Source organism: Dehalobacter sp. CP (assembly GCF_047652685.1).
Classification (GTDB): Bacteria; Bacillota; Desulfitobacteriia; order Desulfitobacteriales; family Syntrophobotulaceae; genus Dehalobacter.
Genome location: NZ_CP157399.1, coordinates 2,487,264 through 2,507,716 on the forward strand (window position 1 = coordinate 2,487,264; position 20,453 = coordinate 2,507,716).

The window sequence follows — 20,453 nt, forward strand, 5'->3', positions numbered from 1 at the left end:
CGTCAGCCTTAGCTGCGCTTAGACCTATCAGAAAGCACTTATGCTTTCCGATAGACTGTGGAATATACATTCTGCTCAGAAAGATTGTCTGCTTTATATAGTCTGAATTCGCAGGAAAATCCTCCGCCGACAACGCCGAACTGGATCTTTGCCATTAATGTTTCAACATCCTGATCTCCCTGCACGAATAGGTCTAAACAGTCTTTAGTGTATCCAGAAAAACTCAGGGCATATTCTTCCTGCCAATGATCAAGCCAAAATTCTTCATTTTTCATTTCCGAAGGAAAATCCAACACAAATTCTGCACCTTTCAGACGCAGCTTAAAATACCATCCCAGGAGAATACCAAGCAGTGTTTTTTGGCCAATCTTGTAAATATCTTGCTGCGGCCGAATCTCCCCCAGGACTTCATCAATATAAGCCAACGCTTTGTCCGGCATATTCAGCTGCAAATACCCCTTGATGACCTGAAAATAATTCAGAAAATCATGCCGAAGGATCTGGAAATTATCCAACTGCTCATAAAGGATCTTTTTATCAAGATTGACCATTTTTCTTCTCCTTACCAAAGATAATTAACAATAAAACATACCCCCGGGCTAACCCAGGGGTATGACGTGTAATCTGTTATTGGGCTTGAGTAATCCCGTTTTCCGCATGAACACTTACCTGCTTGCGGAATTTATCTTTGCGTTCGAACTTTACGTAACCATCTGTGAGCGCGAACAGCGTATCATCTTTGCCGATGCCGCAGTTTTTGCCAGGATGGAGTTTGGTTCCACGTTGGCGAACAAGAATATTTCCTGCCAAAACGTACTGTCCGTCAGAGCGTTTGACTCCGAGTCTTTGCGCATTACTGTCTCTGCCGTTTCGTGTACTTCCTACACCTTTCTTGTGGGCCATGAAGATCACCTCCTAAAAAGAACATGCTGATCGTATTCTAATTTCAACCATTAAGCATTGATTGTTTCAATTGAAAGCTTCGTGTAAGGCTGACGATGGCCTTTTTTAACACGAACGTGTTTTTTGGGTTTATAACGGAATGCAATGACTTTGTCGCCTTTGCCCTGTTCCAGAATTTTTGCGACAACTGTCACGCCGTCAACAACTGGAGCTCCAACCGTTACATTACCATCTTTTTCAACAAGCAGTACCTGATTCAGGTCGAGAACCTGGCCGACAGCTGCATCAAGTTTTTCAACATTGATGACATCGCCTTCCTTAACTCTGTACTGTTTGCCTCCTGTTTCGATAATTACATACATTTTTCTACACCTCCCAGTCCCAGACTCGCCTGCGTAGGTCGGTTCGCTGCCGCTTAAACGGCAAGAAACCAGTTCATACCTAATAAGTGCGGTTGTGGTGAGAAGCCACCACGTTCTAATATCTTAGCATTTTTCCTTATATTCGTCAATCAGTTAATCCTACAGTTCAATTCATTCTTCTCTCATGCCAGCCTTTTCCGCCGCACTCCCGGCATTTTTCGGTGTTCCTGGCAGCTAAGGTCTGACCTTCTTTTTTGCGTGTTACCTCAACGAGCCCCAGCCTGGTGCGGCCCACTACTTTACATCTGACCTTATCCTGTTTAAAAGACTTTTCCAGCATTTCCAGCAGCTGATTCCAATCCTCATTTTGTTCCATGTCAATAAAATCGACGATAATAATCCCGCTAAGGTTTCTAAGTCTTATCTGCCTGGATATTTCTGAAGCAGCCTCCATATTCAGACTCAGCAGGGTATGCTGCAGGGAGCTTTCCCCAGTGTATTTTCCGGAGTTGACGTCAATGGCGGTCAGGGCTTCAGTCTGTTCAATCACCAGATAGCCTCCGCTTTCGAGCGGAACCTTGGGTTTTAATGCTTTTAGGATTTCATCACCGATATGATAGCGTTCAAACAAATTCCCTTTAAAATCAGTCCATATTTTCCCGGAAACTGAGCATCTGACTTCCCGGAGCTTTGTCCGGAGCAGCTCAGCCATTTCCCCGTCATCGGTAATAACCCTGGTTACCTCTTCATCGATTGTCTCCCTTAAAAGACGGGACAATGGGTCGCTGCTGCTGTAAATCAGCCCTTTGCCAGACTTGCTTTTGATTCTTTCCGTTAAGGTCTGATTGATTTCTAAAATCTTTTCAATATCATCAGCCAGTTCTTTTTCCGCGACGCCTTCCGCCATCGTCCGGACAATCAGACCAGCATTCTCAATGCTGAGATTCTGGGCAAGTTGATTAAGACGTTCTCTTTCTGTTTCCTCCGTTATTTTACGTGAAATCCCCAAATATCCGCGGTTTCCGGGCAAGAGTACCACAAAACGCCCGGGCAGTGAAAGATTGGTCGTAACTCTGGCTCCTTTATTACCGACAGCTTCCCGGGTGACCTGAACAATCACCTCCTGGCCTTCTTTTAAGAGGCTTTCAATCGGTGGCACCGGCGATCCGGGTACATTTTGCACCTGGACATATTCTGGATTGACAATATCCCCCGCATAGAGGAAGGCATTCTTCTCGAGCCCAATATCGATGAAAGCAGCCTGTATGCCTGTAACAATATTACTGACCTTCCCCTTGTAGATATTGCCGGCCAAACGGGATTCTCTTCCTGAATCATCCAGGACTTCTGTCAGTCTGCCTTCTTCCAGTACCGCAGCCCTCATCCGATCATCCTCAGTGGTAATGACAATCTCTTTCAATCTTATCCCTGCTTTCAGGCTTAGTATCACATCCAAATTTTTAAGATGACACTATATCGCTGCGATCACTTCGAGTGGGTTTCTGAGCACCCCGTCGGACTGTTCGATAAACAGGCCTTCCCGTATTGTCGTTACGCCTGAAATATCCACCGGAAGTCCTTCCATGTTTTTCAGACTTTCCAGGATTTCAACCGGCCGGACTGAACCAGCGTTTCCGGTAATGATATCCAGGCGCAGTTGTACCTGATAATTCTGAGCATCCCCAGAAATAACCCCTTCTTCAGAAATCAGTGTTATGTTTTTAACAAACGGACGAATATTCCGCTCTATTTTTTTGCCCTGCTGATAGCGAATCCCTGTTGCTTCGTCCCTGTTCAGCCAGTTCTGGCAAACTTTACGGAGTTCTTCTGCCTCGACCGGACGAAGGAGAGGCACTTCAGTCCGGTATCTGGCAAGATTAATCACAGCCATCAGTGCCTTGCTTCCCTTTACTGCGATCCCAGCGCCTATGATTTTTATGCCCTCGGGCAGCTGGCTCTGAAGCCGCTCAACGATATTCCCAATATCATATGCCCCGGCTTCTGTTGCTTCTCCGGCTTCTTCCCGAATAGCTTCCTTTTCTTGTTCTTTATTCTCTTTGACTTCGATATCGACATATTCCTGTTCTCCTTCCACACCGACCGGCAAAGGGGGACCAAAAGCAATCTTCGGATGAGGATTGAATCCTTCGGAAAAAGCCACTTCAATTTTGGCTCTGCGCAGGGCCCTGTCCAACATTCTGGTTAGATCCAGATGCGCAATATATCGGGCTTCACCTTTCTTGGTGTAGGCCAACCTTATCTTCATCATAACCGCCTCTTTTCCAATCTTTCCAAGGTAAAAATATCAGAGCTATCTTCCAAAGCTTTGTTGTAAAGCCTTTCTTTATTCCGGCATGTTTGTAAAAAAGCCGAATACATTACTTGTAAACGAGGAGGGATTTCAATGCAATTTTCTTCTGGCGAACAGACGCCGCTAAGATTGCTGGATGAGGCCAACTTCTGGAAACACCAGGAATATGAGCATACGAACGTCATCCGGGAAATTGTGCCGGATCTGGAAAGAAAATTTGTCGAAGAACTTAAAGAATGGGAACGGTCTCTGACAAGGACGCATAGCCAGGTTATCCAGCTCACTGAAACATTGGTCAGATATGGCAATACGCAACCGGTTGTCGCCGATCAGGCTCTTCGTCTGATCAGCTTTTCTCTTGAACAAAGCGGCCGGTTTGTAAAATTCCTTTTTGAAATTCTAGATTTGAGTCAGGCAGTCAAGAAGAATCCGACTGCTGCAGCTGTAATCAAACACATCATCCGTGAATCTGAATATTTCATCGGGATCACCCAGACCATCTGCAGTCAAGGCTAGGTTCTGTATAAAGTTAAGGCGCACTGAATTTTACGGGTCTGGCCAGATCCGGACAGACTCCGCAGTGGCTGCATTTTTCCCGGCAATCAGGCGTGACAGCCTCTGCGAGGGCTTTCTTGTATTCTTCAAGCAAATAAGATTTTCTGACCCCTGAGCTCAGATGATCCCAGGGAAGAATTTCATCCTCCGCTATCTGCCTGTTGGCATAGAAATGCGGATCGATGCCGATTTCCTCCATTCCCTGCTTCCACAGATCATACCGAAAATGCTCACTCCACCCGTCAAATTTGCAACCTGCGTTAACCGCCCATTCCAGTAGCTCCGCAACTTTTCGGTCACCCTTGGCAAATATGGCTTCCAGAAAGCTTGCTTCCACATCATGATAGATAAATTTAATCCGGTAGTCCCGCAGTCTCTTGCGGAGGTATTCCTGTTTTTCCCGTAGAACCACCATAGAATCCTGGGCCACCCATTGAAAAGGTGTGTGGGGTTTAGGAACAAACGAACTTGCCGATACCGTGATCCTGCAGCCGCGTTTTCCAAGTTTTCTGGACAACTCCAGGACTTTTCTGGCCTGTTCGACGATTCCGTCCAGGTCCTCATAGGTTTCGGTCGGAAGTCCGATCATATAATACAGCTTGATACTGCTCCAGCCTCCTTTAAAGGATGCTTCCGCCGTCCTTAAAAGATCCTCTTCCGTTACGCCTTTATTAATAACATCCCTTAAGCGCTGGGTTCCGGCTTCCGGCGCGAAGGTCAATCCGGATTTACGTACTTTTTGGACCTGTTCGGCAATCTCAACATCAAATGAATCCAGGCGGAGTGAGGGAAGGGATACACTGACCCCTTTGGGTTCCATTTTAGCCATCAGACCTTTAAGGACACCGTTGATGCAAGTATAATCGCTGGTCGACAGCGAAACAAGTGAGATTTCTTCATAACCGGTGGTCTTGATGGATTCCTCCGCCTGTTCCAGCAATGCTTCAGGAGACCGTTCCCGAAGCGGCCTGTAGATCATTCCGGCCTGACAAAAGCGGCATCCCCTGGTGCAACCCCTCATGACCTCAAGCATTACCCTGTCATGAATAGCCTCCGTATACGGGACAATCACTTTTTCCGGGAAGTAGGCCGAGCTGAAGTCCTGCAGCACTGCCTTTCTGACTGTCTCAGAAATTCCTTCCCTAACTGTGATTTGCTGGATCGAACCATCAGGTTTGTATTCGGCCTCATAAAAACCCGGCACATAGATTCCCTGAATCTGGGCCAGTTCGACCAGAATAGCTTCCTTCAGTTTTCCGTTTTTCCTGGCTTGCTGAATCACGTGAAGAACTGCGGGAAATTGTTCTTCCCCTTCCCCCAGGAAAAAGAAATCTACAAAAGGCGCCAGAGGTTCAGGATTGTAGGCACATGGACCACCGGCAAATATAAAGGGATACGCGCCCCCGCTTTCCGTCCCGTTTTTTCTGTCTTCGGATTTTAACGGTATCCCGCTGAGCTTCAGAACATTTAATAAATTGGTATAGCTGAGCTCATATTGCAGCGTGAAAGCGACCACATCAAAATCCAGCAGAGGACGAAAAGATTCCAGTGTGTAGAGCGGGATCCCTCCCTGTTTTAGCTTTTCTTCCATATCCGGCCACGGAGCAAAGGCCCTTTCACAGAGAAACTCTTCATAAGAATTGATACGTCCGTACAGGATACGTAACGCAAGATTGGACATGCCGACTTCATATACATCAGGAAAGACAAATGCCACCCGTACATCTGTCTTTTCCCAGTCTTTTTTTATCATATTCCATTCACCGCCGACATAACGACCAGGCTTAATCACCTGCGGTAAAATCCGGTCGAGTTTCTGGCGGATCCATTCATGATCCTTCTGATTCATATGTATTTCCCCCTTGGCCTATTTATCCGGGTAGGTCTCGTAATATATAGCGGTTTTGGGCAATATAACGGCCTTGACCGGCCTTTATGCCATCCATGACATCGTGACACTAGGCCATCCATAGCCGTCGGGCGCCGCGCTCTGCATCCCTGCTCCGCTTGACGTTTGTCTATATATTACAGAGACGGGTCTCTTAAAGTATTTTTGTTGTGGATAAATTATTATAGCACAACACCTTATTCTTAAGCAAAGACCTACCTTCCAGACGCAGGAGGGCTTCCTTTTTTTCCAGGCCGCCGGCATAACCGGTAAGTTTTCCATTGCCGCCAATCACGCGGTGACACGGAATCAAAATGGAGATCGGATTATGCCCGACTGCACTGCCTACCGCCTGGGCGGACATCGAGGTTAACCCCCGGTCCAGGGCAATACGTTGGGCAATTTCCCCGTAAGTTATGACTTTTCCATACGATATCCGCAGCAGGATCTCCCAGACAGTCTTTTGGAAGTCGGTTCCCGCAGGAGCCAGACACAAATCCATTTTGGGGACTGAAATACCTGCCATGATACCTTTCGCGTTTCTTGCCGTGCTTGCTGCCTGTTCCTCTTCCCAAGTTTGTCCTTCTTGTCCCGAAAAATAAAAATCCAGCCGCCGACGCAGCGTCTCAAAAACGGGATATTCCGGATTCTCTGTCCATTCGGAAGTAACGACAGGATAATGCTTCTGGCCAATGAACCATAAACCGCTTAGCTCATCTTGGACTGCCGCAGCTGTCATTTTTCCAAGAGGTGTATTCACAGTGCAGGTATAGGTCGTGTTCGTTTTCATGTTGATAGGGTACCAGCTCCCTTCACCTATTTGAATAGCCGGTCTGCCAGTCCAACCCTCTTCGGAGCTGAAAAGACAGAGTGACCAATTCTCAGATAGGATAATATAATACAGTAATTGCTCGTATGAAAGCAAGTGAAAAGAAGTATTGGAGGGAAAGTTATGTTCAAATATGCCGATGCGCTGTTATTTCCAGTAGAAGTCAATTATCCCGACCCGCAGTTCGGCCGGATCATGCTGGAACATTACGGCGGGAAAGATAGCGAGTTCTCCGCAGCCACCCAGTATATGAATCACCGTGCTAATATGCCCAACCACTTTGTAAGGGAGTTATTGGGTCTTATCGCAGCAGAAGAACATAGCCATATGGAGATGATTGCTGAGGCGGTCAACAGACTTGGAGGACCACCACTTTGCTACGTCAATTCCGAGGGTATACCCTGGAACCTGACCTATGTCGATCAAAGCCTTGATCCTGCTGCGATGCTGCAGGCCGATGCTGAAGCTGAGATCCGCGCAAAAATGCTTTATGACACACATTTGACAATGACCAGCGATCCTGGTCTGAAAAAGATGATTCGCTTTCTGGGTGACAGAGAAGATGTCCACAAACACCTTTTTGAGAAGTCCCAAGCTATGATCCTTCAGGGTGCTGACCCAGGAAGTTTTAGCACATTAATCAGGGAATACCGAATGAGCTTCCCGGTCTGAATGCTCCTCCATATTTACCGGTGCATGATATTTACATGCTTTTGAATCATTACCACAGTATTCCATTCTATATGATCTTTTTTATTCCTTTAATCTTCCGACCATGCAATTGAGTCCAAAGTCCATCATGCCCTGAATAACTTCAGTCTCACTTAGCGTTCCTTCGATCTTACCGTCTTTACCCATTACACTGACGAGACTGAAATGATCAGCAGAAAACTTATCAATAATCTGTTTAAGCGCAGTGTCCCTACTTACCGCGAGACTCCTTCCGGGCATCAACCCCTGCGCCAAAAGACGCTCTTTCTTGCGGCAGAGCTGCTTTAAAAAAACAATTCTGGCATTGTCCAGCTCTTTGCCGCTGCCAATCCAGAAAAAGATGCCAAGAACAATAAAAAGAACCGGTTCATAAATATAGAAGCCCATTCCCTGCATCAGGAAACCAGCGAAAATAAAAACACCCCCAAGGCATTTACCGGCTGCCGCCAGGAGCCGGGTGGTCGGGACAAAGCCAAAAGACCCCGCCAGCAGGCCACGGACCATTCTGCCGCCGTCAAGCGGCAGAACAGGAAGCAGGTTAAAGGCTGCCAGCCAGAAATTTGTTTTGGCAAATTCCAGTGCCCATGCTCCGTTCAAAATGCCGTTTTCGCGAAGAATCTGAATGAAGAAGAATAACACGATATTGACGGCTGGACCAGCAAAGGCAATGATTGTCTCCTCCTTCTTTTTCCCTTCAAAGCTGTCGTCAAGAACGGCCGTCCCCCCATAGGGATAGAGCTCGATACTCCTACACCTGATCCCGTAACCTCTTGCAGCAAGTATATGACAGGCTTCATGAACAATAACCAGGCCAAAGACTAGAAGTGCCCTGACAACCTGACCGGCAAGCATACATAGGATTAATAGGATGATAAAGGTCGGGTGAACCTTAACTTTCATCTTCATCTCCCTCTTTCTCCCCATCCCTGGCAGATCGATTAAAAGTACTAAGTACAATCGGAATTTTTGAATTTATATACTAGTTCTGAATTAGGTATGTCAAGGGGTCGACCGGCTGACCGTCTTTTTGCAGTTCTAGGTAGAGCCAGGGTTTTTCCCGTGCTGAGCTGACTCCGACTGTCCCCAATTTTTTTCCCATCGAAACAGGTTCACCCCGTTCAACATTAATATCGCCAAAATTCCCCAAAAGGCCCTCCCAGCCATTGCCAAAGTTGATCCGTATCACTTTTCCGAATTTTTCATTTTCACTGACTTCGAGTACAACTCCTTCCTGGGGGCAGAGCACAGCAGTCCCCAGCGCACTTTCAATTTCAATGCCGCTGCTGATCGTCCCATCCTCATTTTTGCTCTCAAACGCTACCTTGACAGCTCCGGCTACAGGTGGATAAAAAATCTCTTCTTTTACAGAATTCACCGGCAGGCTTTCAGAGTTCTGAAGGCCTATTGCTTCTTTTGCCATCGTGTTTAGTGCCACATAGATATTTCCACTGCTCATACCGCCTTGATAAACAGCATAGACGCCTTTGGAAACAAGGTCCTCTCCGCTGGCACTGAAAACAATCGTTAAAAACAAAAAAGCCGAAAGAAGTACTCTTTTCTGACTGCCGTTCCAACCGGCCAAAAGACCTCCGGAAGTTTTTTCATTAAAATAAGTCCGACGATCTTTCCAGTTGCTCCTGACATATTCCTGATCATCCCTATAACCACGTCCGATCTCCCGGGCAGCCTTTTCAAATTCCCAGTCATCCCAGCGCTCAAACGGATCCATTCATCCACCGCCTTATAAAGGTTTTCCTTCAGGGAGACAACCCTAATAAAGAATATGAACAAATACGCAAAAAAGAACATCTTCCTGACGAAAATGTTCTTTTAGGAATTTCTTTACAGATTCGAATAATGGCTTGTTAACTTTTGTCCTTGAAGGTATCAGAACATTCGTCGCTCTCCTCTGAGACTTACGCTTAAGACCAGCCCGACCGCGAGCATATTTGCCCACATCGAGCTGCCGCCGGAAGTAATAAACGGCAGAGGAATTCCGGTGACAGGCATGATTCCCGAAGCCATTCCAACATTGATGAAAACATGGAAAACAATCATTGATACGACTCCGGAGACAATCAGGACCCCATACCTGTCTCTCGATTTGGTGGCTACGGTAATCATCCGCAAAAGCAGGATGCAGAATATAAACAACAGTATCGATGTTCCGATAAAGCCAAATTCCTCGCCCACAACTGAAAAAATAAAGTCTGTATGATGCTCTGGCAAAAAATTATACTGGGCCTGGGTGCCTTGCTGGTACCCTTTGCCCCAAATGCCTCCGGAACCTATGGCCCAAACCGACTGAATAACATGATATCCATCTCCTGAAGTATCCTTGGCGGGGTCCAGAAAAGCAATAAACCGGTTAATCTGATAATCTTTCAAAGGCAACGGCAACCCTTCCAGAAATTTCAGCGGTCCGGGAAGGTTCGTAGCTAAGTGCAATGCAACAGCACCAATGGCCGTCCCAATGCAACCGACAATCACCGCCCCGAATTTAATCGGGTTCGCTCCGGCAACAAACATCATTCCAATGAAAATCGCCCCGAACACCATCGCAGTCCCCAAATCAGGCTGAAGAAATATTAATAAAGTAGGCGGCAATACAAACAGCAGGGGGGAAATAAAGTCCTTTACATTATTCAGTTTTCCTTCCCTCTCATTGAGAAAGCTGGCAAACGTAACGATCAGCAGTATTTTGGCAAATTCCGAGGGCTGAATGCTTTGCGTAGAGGTGATAGGGATCCAGCGCTGCGCACCCTTCGCTTCAGAACCAAAAGCAAAAACCAGAAGAAGCAGGAATATATTGAAAGCATAGATCCAGATACCGATTTTTTTATAGTTTTCATAATCAGTAAACGCAACAATGACTGCAAGAACAATTCCTGTAGCGATCCAGACCACCTGAGTTTTCACATAATGATACGGGTCTGACGCCATAACATTAATGGAAGCCGTGCTTAAGATCAGCAGGCTCGCCCCTAAAAGCAGCACAACTGCCAAGACCATTCCAAGATCGAGACCTCTAATAAAATTCCAATTTCTTTCTTTTATCATACAATACTCCATATATCGGCTGCTACCCAAGATTATATCACAGATCTCTCCGTTCACAATGATAACTTGACAAGTAAAGGGTTTTTTCTTACTAAAATACGTTGAACATCTTCATCCCGGCCCGACTCCAGCTGTCCAGGCTTACGAGTGTGACAAACCTCATATAGACGGCCTGTCCCAAATCCCAATGCGCATTCAAAATCGACACCTGGTGTCGATTTTGGGACGGCCTGGTTGGAGGCTAACCATCAAAATAAGAAGAGTTCCTGGATTCGTTTCCAAAAACCCTTGGGCTTTACGTCTTAAAATTGTTGTAAATCAATCCTAAACTTCAAGTTCCGATACACCCATGTAAAGTTTTGTTCACAAAAAAAGAAGCTCAATGCTTCCTTTTTGTTTGCCTTGAGCGGTTTACTCATGAAATCGACTGTGTTCTCTCCATATAGTCCCTTCTAATTTTCTTCACAGGAACACTGGCCATCAGCGCGACTTCCTTCTCATCTTGATTCAGGTATACCTCCAATCCCTCTTCGTTAATCACCATATAATTCGATATCACCTTGACCAGATCTTCTTTTAAGCGATTCATCAGGTAGGGTGATATCGTGGCACGGTCATGAACCAGAACCAGCCGCAGCCGATCTTTGGCCTGACTACGGCTTCCGGAATTGTCCTTGCCCAGCACACGATATAATAATTCCCACAACATAATTACCTCCCCCCAGTGCAGGGCTAGCGTATGCCAACTAAATTTTTCAGTTTATCCATCAGGGAATTCGATACATCCAGGTTCATTAATGGGACTTCTTCGCCTCTTACCCGCTGTGCAATCCTCCGGTAAGCTTCGCCCGCTTTGGAAATGCCGTCCATGACTGCGGGTTCTCCTCTGTTGGTCGATACAATAATCTTCTCGTCCTCCGGTACCACACCAAGAAGATCAATAGCCAGGATATCAACGATATCCTCAATGTCCATCATGTCCCCTTGTTTAACCATCCGTGGTCTGATTCTATTAATAATTAGTTTTGGATTACGCAGATCCGAACTTTCCAATAGTCCGATAATTCTGTCGGCATCGCGGACAGCACTGACCTCCGGCGTCGTAACGACAATTGCTTTGTCCGCACCGGCGATTGCATTGTAAAAGCCTTGCTCAATCCCAGCCGGACAATCGATCAGCGTATAATCAAATTCTTCACGGAGCTCTTCGCAGAGAACCTCCATCTCGTCGGGGCTTACTGCTGTTTTGTCTTTCGTCTGAGCAGCCGGAAGCAGATGCAGGCTGTTGAACCGCTTGTCCTTAATGAGTGCTTGTTTGATCCTGCAGCTGCCGCTTGTAACATCGACAATATCATAGACGATCCTATTCTCGAGGCCCATAACAACATCAAGATTGCGAAGGCCGATATCCGTGTCGACCAATACAACTTTAAATCCGGCAAAAGCCAGGGCTGTCCCCAAATTTGCTGTTGTAGTAGTTTTCCCTACGCCACCTTTCCCTGAAGTTACTACAATTGTTTCACCCATAACCAAGCCTGCCTTTCATCATAAATGATTAATGCATTGTCTTACATTTTAGTTATAATTTCCCATTTCCAAGTAAAAAATAAATCCCCTCTTCAGAATTCCAACCAGTACCTTGTTAGCCCAGCGTGAGCTTTGATCTGTTTCTGTGTAAGAAGATTCTACAATCCCGTTTGCTTTTCCTTTCGCAAAGAGAAAAAACCGAGGATCAAATTCCCCGGTATTTCTTATTTATATGACTATTTCCAGCCAAAATAATATTTAAACGCTGCTTTCGCGACATAACCCGATGTTTCACTGCCGTGTCCGCCATATTCCACCACGCCGGCAAACGCGATCTGGGGATTGTCATACGGTGCAAACGCGACAAACATTCCGTTATAAGCTTCTTCTTTGGACGTTCCCTTCGAACCGATCTGGGCCGTACCGGTCTTACCGCCGCCGGTGAACTCCGGTATATCTCTGAAAAGCCAGGCCGCTGTCCCCCCACCGCTCGTTACTTCCGACATTGCTTTTTTGATCGTTTCAATATTTTGTTGGGAAACAGAAACTTCGTTTAGAACTTCCGGCTGGTTCTGCTGGACGATTTTCCCGGTCACAGGGTCAAGAATCTTGTCCACAACATAAGGCTTGTAATGTTTTCCGCCATTGACAATGGTCGCGACATAGTTAGCCATCTGAAGAATTGAATAGTGGTTTGCGCCTTGACCAATCGAACTATTATAACTGTCGTACAACCGCCAGTTTACATACTCATTAATGTTATTTTTATATTCCTGTTCGGCCTGAGCAATTTCATCTTCTTTATCATGCTGAAGCTTATTTTTCTCATCCTGATCTTTTGCACTGGCCAGAAGCTGCGCATATTTATCCCCAATTTCCTGAAGCTTTTCTTCTCTTTTTTTATCGTAATAAGGTTTATAATAAGATTTCTTCCAGGCTGGAGAAGGCACATTCCCTTCCGCTTCATACGGTAAATCAACACCGCTGTTAACACCTAAGCCAAATTCATTGGCAATTTTTTTGATCAGCTCAGGATTTTTTTCAAAAACCCTGCGGCCAATAATTTGAAAATAGATATTGGAAGAATGTGCAAGGCCGCTATAAAGGTTCACCCTGCCAAAATTATTTCCACCCCACTCGGCAACCCCTGCACTTTGCACATCCGGGGACCCCAGCGAAGACAAGGTATCCATGAAAGTATCGTCCGGCGTAACAACACCAGCTTCCAGAGCAGCCATTCCCGTAATCATCTTAAAAGTCGAACCGGGAGGATACGTACCGGTCAGCGCCCGGTTAAATGACGCGGCATCTTCACTGCTGAAATACTTTTGAGCAGTTTCCTCCGAAATTGTCCCGATCAGGTCATTCGGATCCATGAAAGGACGGGAAGCCATGGCCAGTATTTTGCCTGTATTAACATCGATGACTACCGCCGCGCCGGCCTGGGCATCAGGATGGGTCTTCTGAATATCCTTGATCACTCTGTCCAGTTCGTTCTCCACGACACGCTGCATCTTGCTGTCTAAGGTCAGCTGCAGGGTATAACCCGCCTGGGCTTCCTGGAGCGTTTCTTTGTCGATCGGCCTCGCGTTGCTGTCGACGCTGACAATTTCTACACCATGACTGCCGCGCAGCCAGGTATCGTAACTTTTTTCCACACCCATTTTCCCTACAAGGTCACCCTGAGTGTAGCGATATTCATCATCATTGGACTCTGCCTGCTCATTGAATTGTTCAATTTCACTCTCGCTTATTTCCCGAACATAGCCTAAGATCTGACCAAGCAGTGTCTTTTGCGGATAAACCCTTTCCGCTATCGGTTCAATGCTGACGCCGGGCAGCTCATTGCTGTGCTCGGCGATAATCGCCTGTAGTTCTTTCGGTATATCTTCCAGAATGACAACCGTCTTGTAGCTCTTCCACTGCTGGTTACGAATCATCACCAAAAGATCCTCGGTAATCAATTCTACCGATTGGTTCGGATAAGGCCAGTACGGTTTAATATATTCTGCGAGATTAGCAACAACATCTTTCCAGTTGGTGTTCACTTTCTGCAGGTCCGTCCAGTCCAGGGTCAGCGCAAACTTCGGCACGCTTTGGGCCAAAACGATATTGTTGCTGTCCACAATCTCCCCGCGGACTGCGGACGTCGTGACCGTTTTCATCACATTACCGGCAGCCAGATCCGAATAATAGGACGCTTTGGCAATCTGCAGCCACCATAGATTAAATCCTAAAATTAAAAAAAGAAGAACGACAACCACACTGAGCCAGGTTAATCGCCTCTGATAGGGTTGTCTCTCCCTTTCTTCCATCGTGTTCATCTCCTATTAAGCAATCATGTTTAACCAACACTATAATTGTTGTTCGATCTTCTTTTTAGGCTGCAAAATTCCTTCTGTAAAAGACTTGTGGACGAAGGGATAGGTAAGCGGAACCAATAGGCAGTTGTAGAAAGAAATGCCCAGAATGACCTTTACAGCATCGCCGAGGTACCAGTTAAGTCCAGCGGTGGTTGCAATCAAGGCCATCAGGGTCTGCCCGAGAACCGTTACGATAAAGACGAGTACCATGGTAAGCGGAATGTTTTCTCTGTACCAGCGCTGCTGAAGCATACTGATCAGCAGTGCAACGACAGCTAAAATGATCGCATAGAGTCCGATATACCTTCCGAGATAGAAATCCACAATCAGGCCGATCACAAACCCATACACAATTCCCTGAGCCGGTCGGTGGTGCAGAGCGATATAAATAACCCAGAGCATGGCCAAATCAGGTTTTATGCCGGCCCATGACCAATAATGGAAGATTGTCCCCGGGAGGATGAGACAGACAATAAGAATCAGTAACATTACGATAAAACGTTTCATCGACTGCCCTCCGGAATGCTCACTACATAGACTTCCTCCAGAGAATCAAAATCAACAATGGGTTCGATCGAGGCTACCTTCAGCAAGCCTTTCGCATCAATTTTAATCTCGGTAACAACACCAATCGGAATGTCCTTGGGATAGACCTCTCCTAAACCCGAAGTATATACCAAATCTCCTGCATTGACTTCATCGTCCTGCCGGAAATTCATTTCGAGTTCTCCTGAGGAATTCAGCCTGGTGTTTTTCTTATACGTACCTTTGACAATCCCAAAAATTGCCTCACCTTTATTACCCCTGGCAAAGGCGCCAACCTGTCCCTCTCCGTCGAGTAGCAGTAAAACATCCGAGGTCTTCGGGGTGACAGAAATGACTTTCCCGACCAGACCCAGATTGGCAACAACAGGATTACCCACTTTTACGCCGTGATCACTGCCTTTATTGACGGTGACTGTCTGATACCAGGCTGAAGGATTACGGTTTATAATGGTGGCTCCAATTTTCTCATAGCTCTCCAGCGAGGGACTTTGAAAAACAGCATCAAGTTCCTGATAGCGCAGGGCAGCCAGTACCTGTTGTTTGAGCTGAAGATTGTCTCCCGTGAGCGTTTCTACCTGTTTACGAAGTTCCTCATTTTCTGCTTTGACAGTCCGAAAACTGAAAATCGCCCGAAAATTATCTTTAATCCCATCTCCCAGATTCCAAATCGCACTTTCTATCGGTGAAAGTACTCTTTGCATGGCGTTCCCGACAGGGTTCGGAGACTGACTGCCGAGTCCGGTCAAATGGATCGTCGTCAAAGTGATCAGCAGAACAGCAAAAACGAGAACGGCTATACCCATGGGATTTATTTTTTTCCCCACCGATTTCTCCTCCCGCTTTTAATTCTTCTGCATAGCGGCAATCCTTCTTAGAATTTCCTCATTCTCAAGCACTTTACCGGTACCCAGTGCAACGCAGGAAAGCGGATCCTCAGCAAGGTGGACGGGTATCCCTGTCTGATCGGCAATTAGCCTGTCCAGATTTCTTAACAGTGATCCGCCTCCCGCCATAATAATGCCTCTGTCCATGATATCTGCCGCCAGTTCCGGAGGTGTTTTCTCAAGGCAGTTCTTTACCGCATCAACAATAGCATTTACCGGCTCATTTAAGGCTTCAACAATTTCTTCGGAAGTAATCTCAACGTTCTTGGGGAGACCTGTCAGGAGATCGCGTCCTTTGATGGCATACGTCAAACCTTTTTCCGGCATATAGGCCGCTCCGATCTCCATTTTGATGTTCTCAGCCGACTGATAACCGACGGAGAGGTTATAAGTTTTCTTGATATACGCAATAATGGCATCATCCATCTCATCTCCGGCTACCCGGATCGAGCCGGCTGTAACGATGCCTCCCATCGAGATCACGGCGACTTCAGTTGTGCCTCCGCCGATATCGACAATCATATTGCCGGTAGGATCACTCACGGGCAGGCCTGCTCCGATGGCGGCAGCCATTGGCTCTTCCATAATGATCGGATCTTTTGCTCCGGCTGCAAGAGCTGCTTCCTTGACAGCTCTTTTTTCAACTGCGGTAACTCCGGACGGCACACAAATGACGACCCGGGGCCGCGCAAATAAGAATTTTGATCCTAAAGCCCTGTTGATAAAATATTTAAGCATTTTTTGAGTAACATTGAAATCCGAGATTACGCCGTCTTTCAACGGTCTGATGGCAACAATATTTCCCGGAGTTCTTCCGATCATCTCCTTGGCTCTGTCTCCAACCGCCAGAGGCTCGTTCTTCTCTATATCCATAGCAACCACTGAAGGCTCCCGTACTATGATTCCTTTGCCTTTCATATGTACAAGGGTATTGGCGGTTCCCAGATCGATTCCGAGGTCCTTGGAAAAAACCATGTTTTGTAAATCTCCCTTCAAGATAAATCATTTCAAATTTCAAGTGATGCCTGGCAGTCTTTTCTCAGTCTCCCACAAAGTGGAATTTTTCATACCATATTTCGTATTGCTATGGCATCGTTTTATTATATCATTTTTTTGCATCAAATTAATGAATATTTCCTATTTTTCAATATTTTTTTATATTTGTGGTGATCTTTCGACAGTGGTACTGTTAGGCTAAAGGTCGGGCTAGATGATCCCCTGTTCTTTCAGGCTGACATACTTTTTATCCCCAATGATGATATGATCCAATACCTCAATCCCTAATATTTTTCCGCCTTCGGCAAGCCTTTTGGTAATATCAAGGTCTTCCCTGCTGGGCGAAGGATCGCCGCTCGGATGATTATGCAGCAAAATAATTGTATTCGTGTTACGCCGGATGGCATCCTTAAAACACTCCCTGGGATGCACAATGGATGAATTGAGAGACCCGACCGATACAGGACTTATGCCCAGTACATTGTTCCGGGTGCTTAAGTGTATGATCCTGAAGTGTTCCCGGTCGAGCTTCCGCATCTCCTCCATGACCAGATCGGCCGCGTCTGATGGCGTGTTGATCACCGGGCGTGACATGGGATCAGCGCAGACACTCCGTTTGCCGATTTCCAAGGCTGCCTTGACTTGAGCCGCTTTGGCTGGTCCTATGCCGTGAACCTGTTTTAATTCATCAACAGATAATCTGGCCAGGCCAGTCAGTCCGCCCGTTTCCGTCAAGATTCGTTCAGATAGTTCCAGGACATTTTCCCCTCTTGAACCGGTTCTCAGCAGTATCGCCAGTATTTCTTTGGTGGATAGGTTTTCCGAACCATGCTGATGAAGACGTTCCCTTGGTTTTAAATCTTCAGGCAAGTCCTTTAGCCGGCGGTAATTCATCTCTTTTTCCTCGTATTTTAAGGTACCTTTTATTTTTTAGGGGAAATCCCCTTATCCTCAAGCTTTCGCACCAGAAGCTCCATCGGCAGTCCAACCACATTCGACCAGGAACCACTGACTGCTGTCACAAACCCGCCAGCTCCGCCCTGAATCCCGTAAGCGGCGGCTTTATCCATCGGTTCCCCTGTCATAATATAATCCTTGATTTCCTGAACCTTCAGCTCCCGAAAAGACACAGTTGTAATCTCAACAGCAGTCTCTACGCTGATCTGCCGAACCTTGTCCATTGCGGCTAACGCAATTGCGGTCATCACCCGGTGTGTTTTTCCGCTTAAGTTAAGAAGCATTCGTTCCGCTTCCTCCTCGTCAGCAGGCTTTCCGAGCACAATATGGTCCAGCACCACAAGGGTATCGGCGCCTAAAACCAAATCATCGGCCGAACCGCTTAAATCAAGCCACGCTTCAAATCCGGAAAGTGCCTTGCGTCTGGCAAGATCCTGTACGCCTGTCTCAGGCCAAACATCCGGTGGAAGAACTTCGTCGACCGGAGCACTGACAAGTCTGAAGTCATATCCCCATTCCTCCAGAAGCTCACGCCTCCGCGGCGAAGCCGAAGCCAAAATCAACATCATTCTGTCACATCCTAAGCATCTTTCTATTCCTTCAAAATCATCTACATCGCTATAAACAATTAATACTTACGAAGCCCTCCTGCCCGAACTTATGATCAGTCTATGGGCCACCGTTCCGCTGTGAACGGAGCATGAATGAAGTAAATATTTAACAAGCCAGGGTCATCGTCCCCCGGCTGTTAAGTCTTCTATTAGTCTAGCACTATTCCCTTTTTTTGACAAGTCTAGCGTGTATTGGCACTTTTGCGACAAAAATGCAAAAGTCTATGCCTTGCCCTGAGAGCTCAAGATAACCAGATAGAGCGCATCGAGCAGCGCTTTGGCGCTGGCCTTAATAATATTGCTGGATACCCCGATCGTTCCCCAGGTATTGACGCCATGCTTTGTTTCAACCACAACCCGGACAACTGAACCTGTGCCCCGGGAACCGTCAAGAACCCTAACTTTATAGTCCGTCAGCTCACTCTCTTCAATAGCCGGGAAAAAGGCACCCAAAGTGCTTCTGAGAGCTTGGTCAAGTGCATGAACCGGCCCGTCTCCCTCGGCTGCAATATGAACCTGCTTGTCTCCGACCTGCACTTTCACAACCGCTACAGAGTCGAGCTCACCGCGCAGCGGATCACTCCAAACGTGATAGTCTTCGAGTGTAAACGGCTGTTCGTATTTGCCGAGGATCTCCAGTAATAGCAGATCCAGGCTTCCCTCTGCCGTCTCATACTGGAATCCTTCGTTTTCGGCATTCTTAATTCTTTCCATCGCCAGTTCCACGAGCGGATCATCTTTTTCAATCTCAGGTTTGAACCGGCGCATTTTCAAGCACAAATTTGCTTTTCCGGATTGATCGGAGATCAGAACCCGGCGTTCATTCCCGACCGAAGCAGGGTCAATGTGCTCAAAGGTTTTGTTATTCTTCATGACCGCGTCGACATGCATACCCGCTTTATGAGCAAAAGCGCTTCTGCCCACAAACGGCTGTTTCTCATCAAACGGATAATTGGCGAGTTCCGCCACATACCTGCTTAAATAAGAAATATTGTGCAGAACATCAGGTTCAAGCAGTTGATAACCTAATTTCAGCTGCAGCCAGGGTATCAGCGTGCTTAAATTCGCATTGCCGCAGCGTTCCCCGAAGCCGTTCCAGGTTCCCTGGATCTGATCCACTCCTGCCTCAACAGCCGCCAACGTATTTACGACAGCCAGCCCTCCATCATTGTGAGTATGAATACCGAGTACGGCAGGGGAAAGCTCCTGCCTGACAACTTGCACCCCGTTCGTGATCTCCCTGGTATAGGTACCGCCATTCGTGTCGCAGAGGACAAGTCCTTTCGCTCCGCCAAGCATGGCGGCTTCCAGACAGCTTAACGCAAACGCAGGGTCGTCCTGCCAACCGTCAAAATAGTGTTCTGCATCAAAGAAGACTTCCTTGCCGGCTTTCACAAGATATTCAACAGATTCTCTGATGATTCTTAAGTTTTCCTGCGGGTTTGTTCTTAAGACCGTTTCAACATGAAGTTTCCATGTCTTCCCAAAGATCGTCAGGGTATTCGCTCCGGAAGCAATCAGTCCGTTCAATGAATCACTTTTTTCCGGAGATTCGCCGACCCTGCAGGTGCTGCCGAATGCAACGACCCTCGTCCGGAAACGCCAGTCCTGACTTTCGGCAGAATCCGCCCAGGAGGCCATCGCACGGTAAAACTCATCATCTTTGGGATTCGCACCCGGCCAGCCGGCTTCCACATAGTCGATGCCGGCTTCAATCATTTTCTGCATATAGAAAAGTTTATCTTTGGCTGAGAAGTGAACGCCTTCTCCCTGAGCTCCGTCCCTCAGCGTCGTGTCGTAAATTGAAATACGCTTGTCTGCCATTCTCTTCCCTCCCAAAAGCTCTCTGTGCATCTTAAAAATTGCTTAAAAATGTTTAATAATTCATTTTACCTTTAAATACAAAATTAATAAAGCCTTAATCCATTTCAGAATAGAAAAAGAAGGCAT

General features: G+C 46.7%; 21 protein-coding genes. 2 read left to right on the top strand and 19 right to left on the bottom strand.

Going from position 1 to position 20,453, the window contains the following annotated elements:
• Window positions 1–38: 38 nt before the first annotated feature.
• From AAH944_RS12380 to AAH944_RS12400, 5 genes are all read right to left on the bottom strand, one after another.
• A complete protein-coding gene (locus AAH944_RS12380) occupies window positions 39–551 on the bottom strand; it encodes a Spo0B domain-containing protein (RefSeq protein ID WP_415535161.1) in 513 nt (170 codons plus the stop codon).
• Between the two features lie 76 nt (window positions 552–627).
• On the bottom strand, window positions 628–903 hold the full coding sequence (gene rpmA, locus AAH944_RS12385; RefSeq protein ID WP_015044630.1) for a 50S ribosomal protein L27: 276 nt from the start codon (window positions 901–903) through the stop codon (window positions 628–630).
• A 50-nt stretch (window positions 904–953) separates the two neighbouring features.
• Window positions 954–1,265, bottom strand: a complete 312-nt coding sequence (rplU, locus tag AAH944_RS12390) for a 50S ribosomal protein L21 (RefSeq protein ID WP_415535162.1) — start codon at window positions 1,263–1,265, stop codon at window positions 954–956.
• A 166-nt stretch (window positions 1,266–1,431) separates the two neighbouring features.
• Window positions 1,432–2,685 carry an Rne/Rng family ribonuclease gene (locus AAH944_RS12395; protein ID WP_415535163.1) on the bottom strand — a complete coding sequence of 418 codons (1,254 nt, stop codon included), beginning with the start codon at window positions 2,683–2,685 and terminating at the stop codon, window positions 1,432–1,434.
• 51 nt (window positions 2,686–2,736) lie between these two features.
• The gene (locus AAH944_RS12400; protein ID WP_415535164.1) at window positions 2,737–3,531 is read right to left on the bottom strand and encodes a TIGR03936 family radical SAM-associated protein; all 795 of its coding nucleotides are present in this window, start codon (window positions 3,529–3,531) and stop codon (window positions 2,737–2,739) included.
• Between the two features lie 138 nt (window positions 3,532–3,669).
• Between AAH944_RS12400 and AAH944_RS12405 the strand changes: the two genes are divergently transcribed.
• Window positions 3,670–4,092, top strand: coding sequence for a DUF2935 domain-containing protein (locus AAH944_RS12405; RefSeq protein WP_415535165.1), 423 nt, complete (start codon window positions 3,670–3,672; stop codon window positions 4,090–4,092).
• Window positions 4,093–4,105: 13 nt separating this feature from the next.
• Here AAH944_RS12405 and AAH944_RS12410 read toward each other — a convergent pair whose 3' ends face one another.
• Window positions 4,106–5,980 (bottom strand): TIGR03960 family B12-binding radical SAM protein, encoded by a 1,875-nt coding sequence (locus AAH944_RS12410; protein ID WP_415535166.1) that lies wholly within the window; start codon window positions 5,978–5,980, stop codon window positions 4,106–4,108.
• A gap of 193 nt (window positions 5,981–6,173) precedes the next feature.
• On the bottom strand, window positions 6,174–6,809 hold the full coding sequence (locus AAH944_RS12415; RefSeq protein ID WP_415535167.1) for a methylated-DNA--[protein]-cysteine S-methyltransferase: 636 nt from the start codon (window positions 6,807–6,809) through the stop codon (window positions 6,174–6,176).
• 162 nt (window positions 6,810–6,971) lie between these two features.
• On the opposite strand from AAH944_RS12415, the gene AAH944_RS12420 reads away from it, so the two are divergent.
• A complete protein-coding gene (locus AAH944_RS12420; protein WP_415535168.1) occupies window positions 6,972–7,520 on the top strand; it encodes a manganese catalase family protein in 549 nt (182 codons plus the stop codon).
• An 81-nt stretch (window positions 7,521–7,601) separates the two neighbouring features.
• On the opposite strand, the gene AAH944_RS12425 is transcribed toward AAH944_RS12420, so the two are convergent.
• From AAH944_RS12425 to cimA, 12 genes are all read right to left on the bottom strand, one after another.
• The gene (locus tag AAH944_RS12425; RefSeq protein WP_415535169.1) at window positions 7,602–8,465 is read right to left on the bottom strand and encodes a M50 family metallopeptidase; all 864 of its coding nucleotides are present in this window, start codon (window positions 8,463–8,465) and stop codon (window positions 7,602–7,604) included.
• Between the two features lie 73 nt (window positions 8,466–8,538).
• Window positions 8,539–9,288 carry a murein hydrolase activator EnvC family protein gene (locus AAH944_RS12430; protein WP_415535170.1) on the bottom strand — a complete coding sequence of 250 codons (750 nt, stop codon included), beginning with the start codon at window positions 9,286–9,288 and terminating at the stop codon, window positions 8,539–8,541.
• Between the two features lie 158 nt (window positions 9,289–9,446).
• Window positions 9,447–10,619 carry a rod shape-determining protein RodA gene (gene rodA / locus AAH944_RS12435; RefSeq protein WP_415535171.1) on the bottom strand — a complete coding sequence of 391 codons (1,173 nt, stop codon included), beginning with the start codon at window positions 10,617–10,619 and terminating at the stop codon, window positions 9,447–9,449.
• Between the two features lie 415 nt (window positions 10,620–11,034).
• Window positions 11,035–11,328, bottom strand: a complete 294-nt coding sequence (gene minE, locus AAH944_RS12440; RefSeq protein WP_015044641.1) for a cell division topological specificity factor MinE — start codon at window positions 11,326–11,328, stop codon at window positions 11,035–11,037.
• Between the two features lie 23 nt (window positions 11,329–11,351).
• A complete protein-coding gene (gene minD, locus AAH944_RS12445; RefSeq protein ID WP_415535172.1) occupies window positions 11,352–12,146 on the bottom strand; it encodes a septum site-determining protein MinD in 795 nt (264 codons plus the stop codon).
• A gap of 236 nt (window positions 12,147–12,382) precedes the next feature.
• The gene (mrdA, locus tag AAH944_RS12450) at window positions 12,383–14,461 is read right to left on the bottom strand and encodes a penicillin-binding protein 2 (RefSeq protein ID WP_287895752.1); all 2,079 of its coding nucleotides are present in this window, start codon (window positions 14,459–14,461) and stop codon (window positions 12,383–12,385) included.
• 39 nt (window positions 14,462–14,500) lie between these two features.
• Window positions 14,501–15,016 carry a rod shape-determining protein MreD gene (gene mreD, locus AAH944_RS12455; protein ID WP_287895750.1) on the bottom strand — a complete coding sequence of 172 codons (516 nt, stop codon included), beginning with the start codon at window positions 15,014–15,016 and terminating at the stop codon, window positions 14,501–14,503.
• Window positions 15,013–15,879: a rod shape-determining protein MreC gene (gene mreC, locus AAH944_RS12460; protein WP_287895748.1), complete on the bottom strand. Its 867-nt coding sequence runs from the start codon at window positions 15,877–15,879 to the stop codon at window positions 15,013–15,015. The genes mreD and mreC overlap by 4 nt, the downstream gene beginning before the upstream one ends.
• An 18-nt stretch (window positions 15,880–15,897) precedes the next feature.
• A complete protein-coding gene (locus tag AAH944_RS12465) occupies window positions 15,898–16,914 on the bottom strand; it encodes a rod shape-determining protein (protein ID WP_015044646.1) in 1,017 nt (338 codons plus the stop codon).
• A 231-nt stretch (window positions 16,915–17,145) separates the two neighbouring features.
• The gene (gene radC, locus AAH944_RS12470; protein ID WP_287895746.1) at window positions 17,146–17,829 is read right to left on the bottom strand and encodes a RadC family protein; all 684 of its coding nucleotides are present in this window, start codon (window positions 17,827–17,829) and stop codon (window positions 17,146–17,148) included.
• Between the two features lie 29 nt (window positions 17,830–17,858).
• Window positions 17,859–18,461 carry a Maf family protein gene (locus AAH944_RS12475; RefSeq protein WP_287895744.1) on the bottom strand — a complete coding sequence of 201 codons (603 nt, stop codon included), beginning with the start codon at window positions 18,459–18,461 and terminating at the stop codon, window positions 17,859–17,861.
• Window positions 18,462–18,725: 264 nt separating this feature from the next.
• Window positions 18,726–20,327, bottom strand: a complete 1,602-nt coding sequence (cimA, locus tag AAH944_RS12480; RefSeq protein ID WP_287895743.1) for a citramalate synthase — start codon at window positions 20,325–20,327, stop codon at window positions 18,726–18,728.
• Window positions 20,328–20,453: the final 126 nt, after the last annotated feature.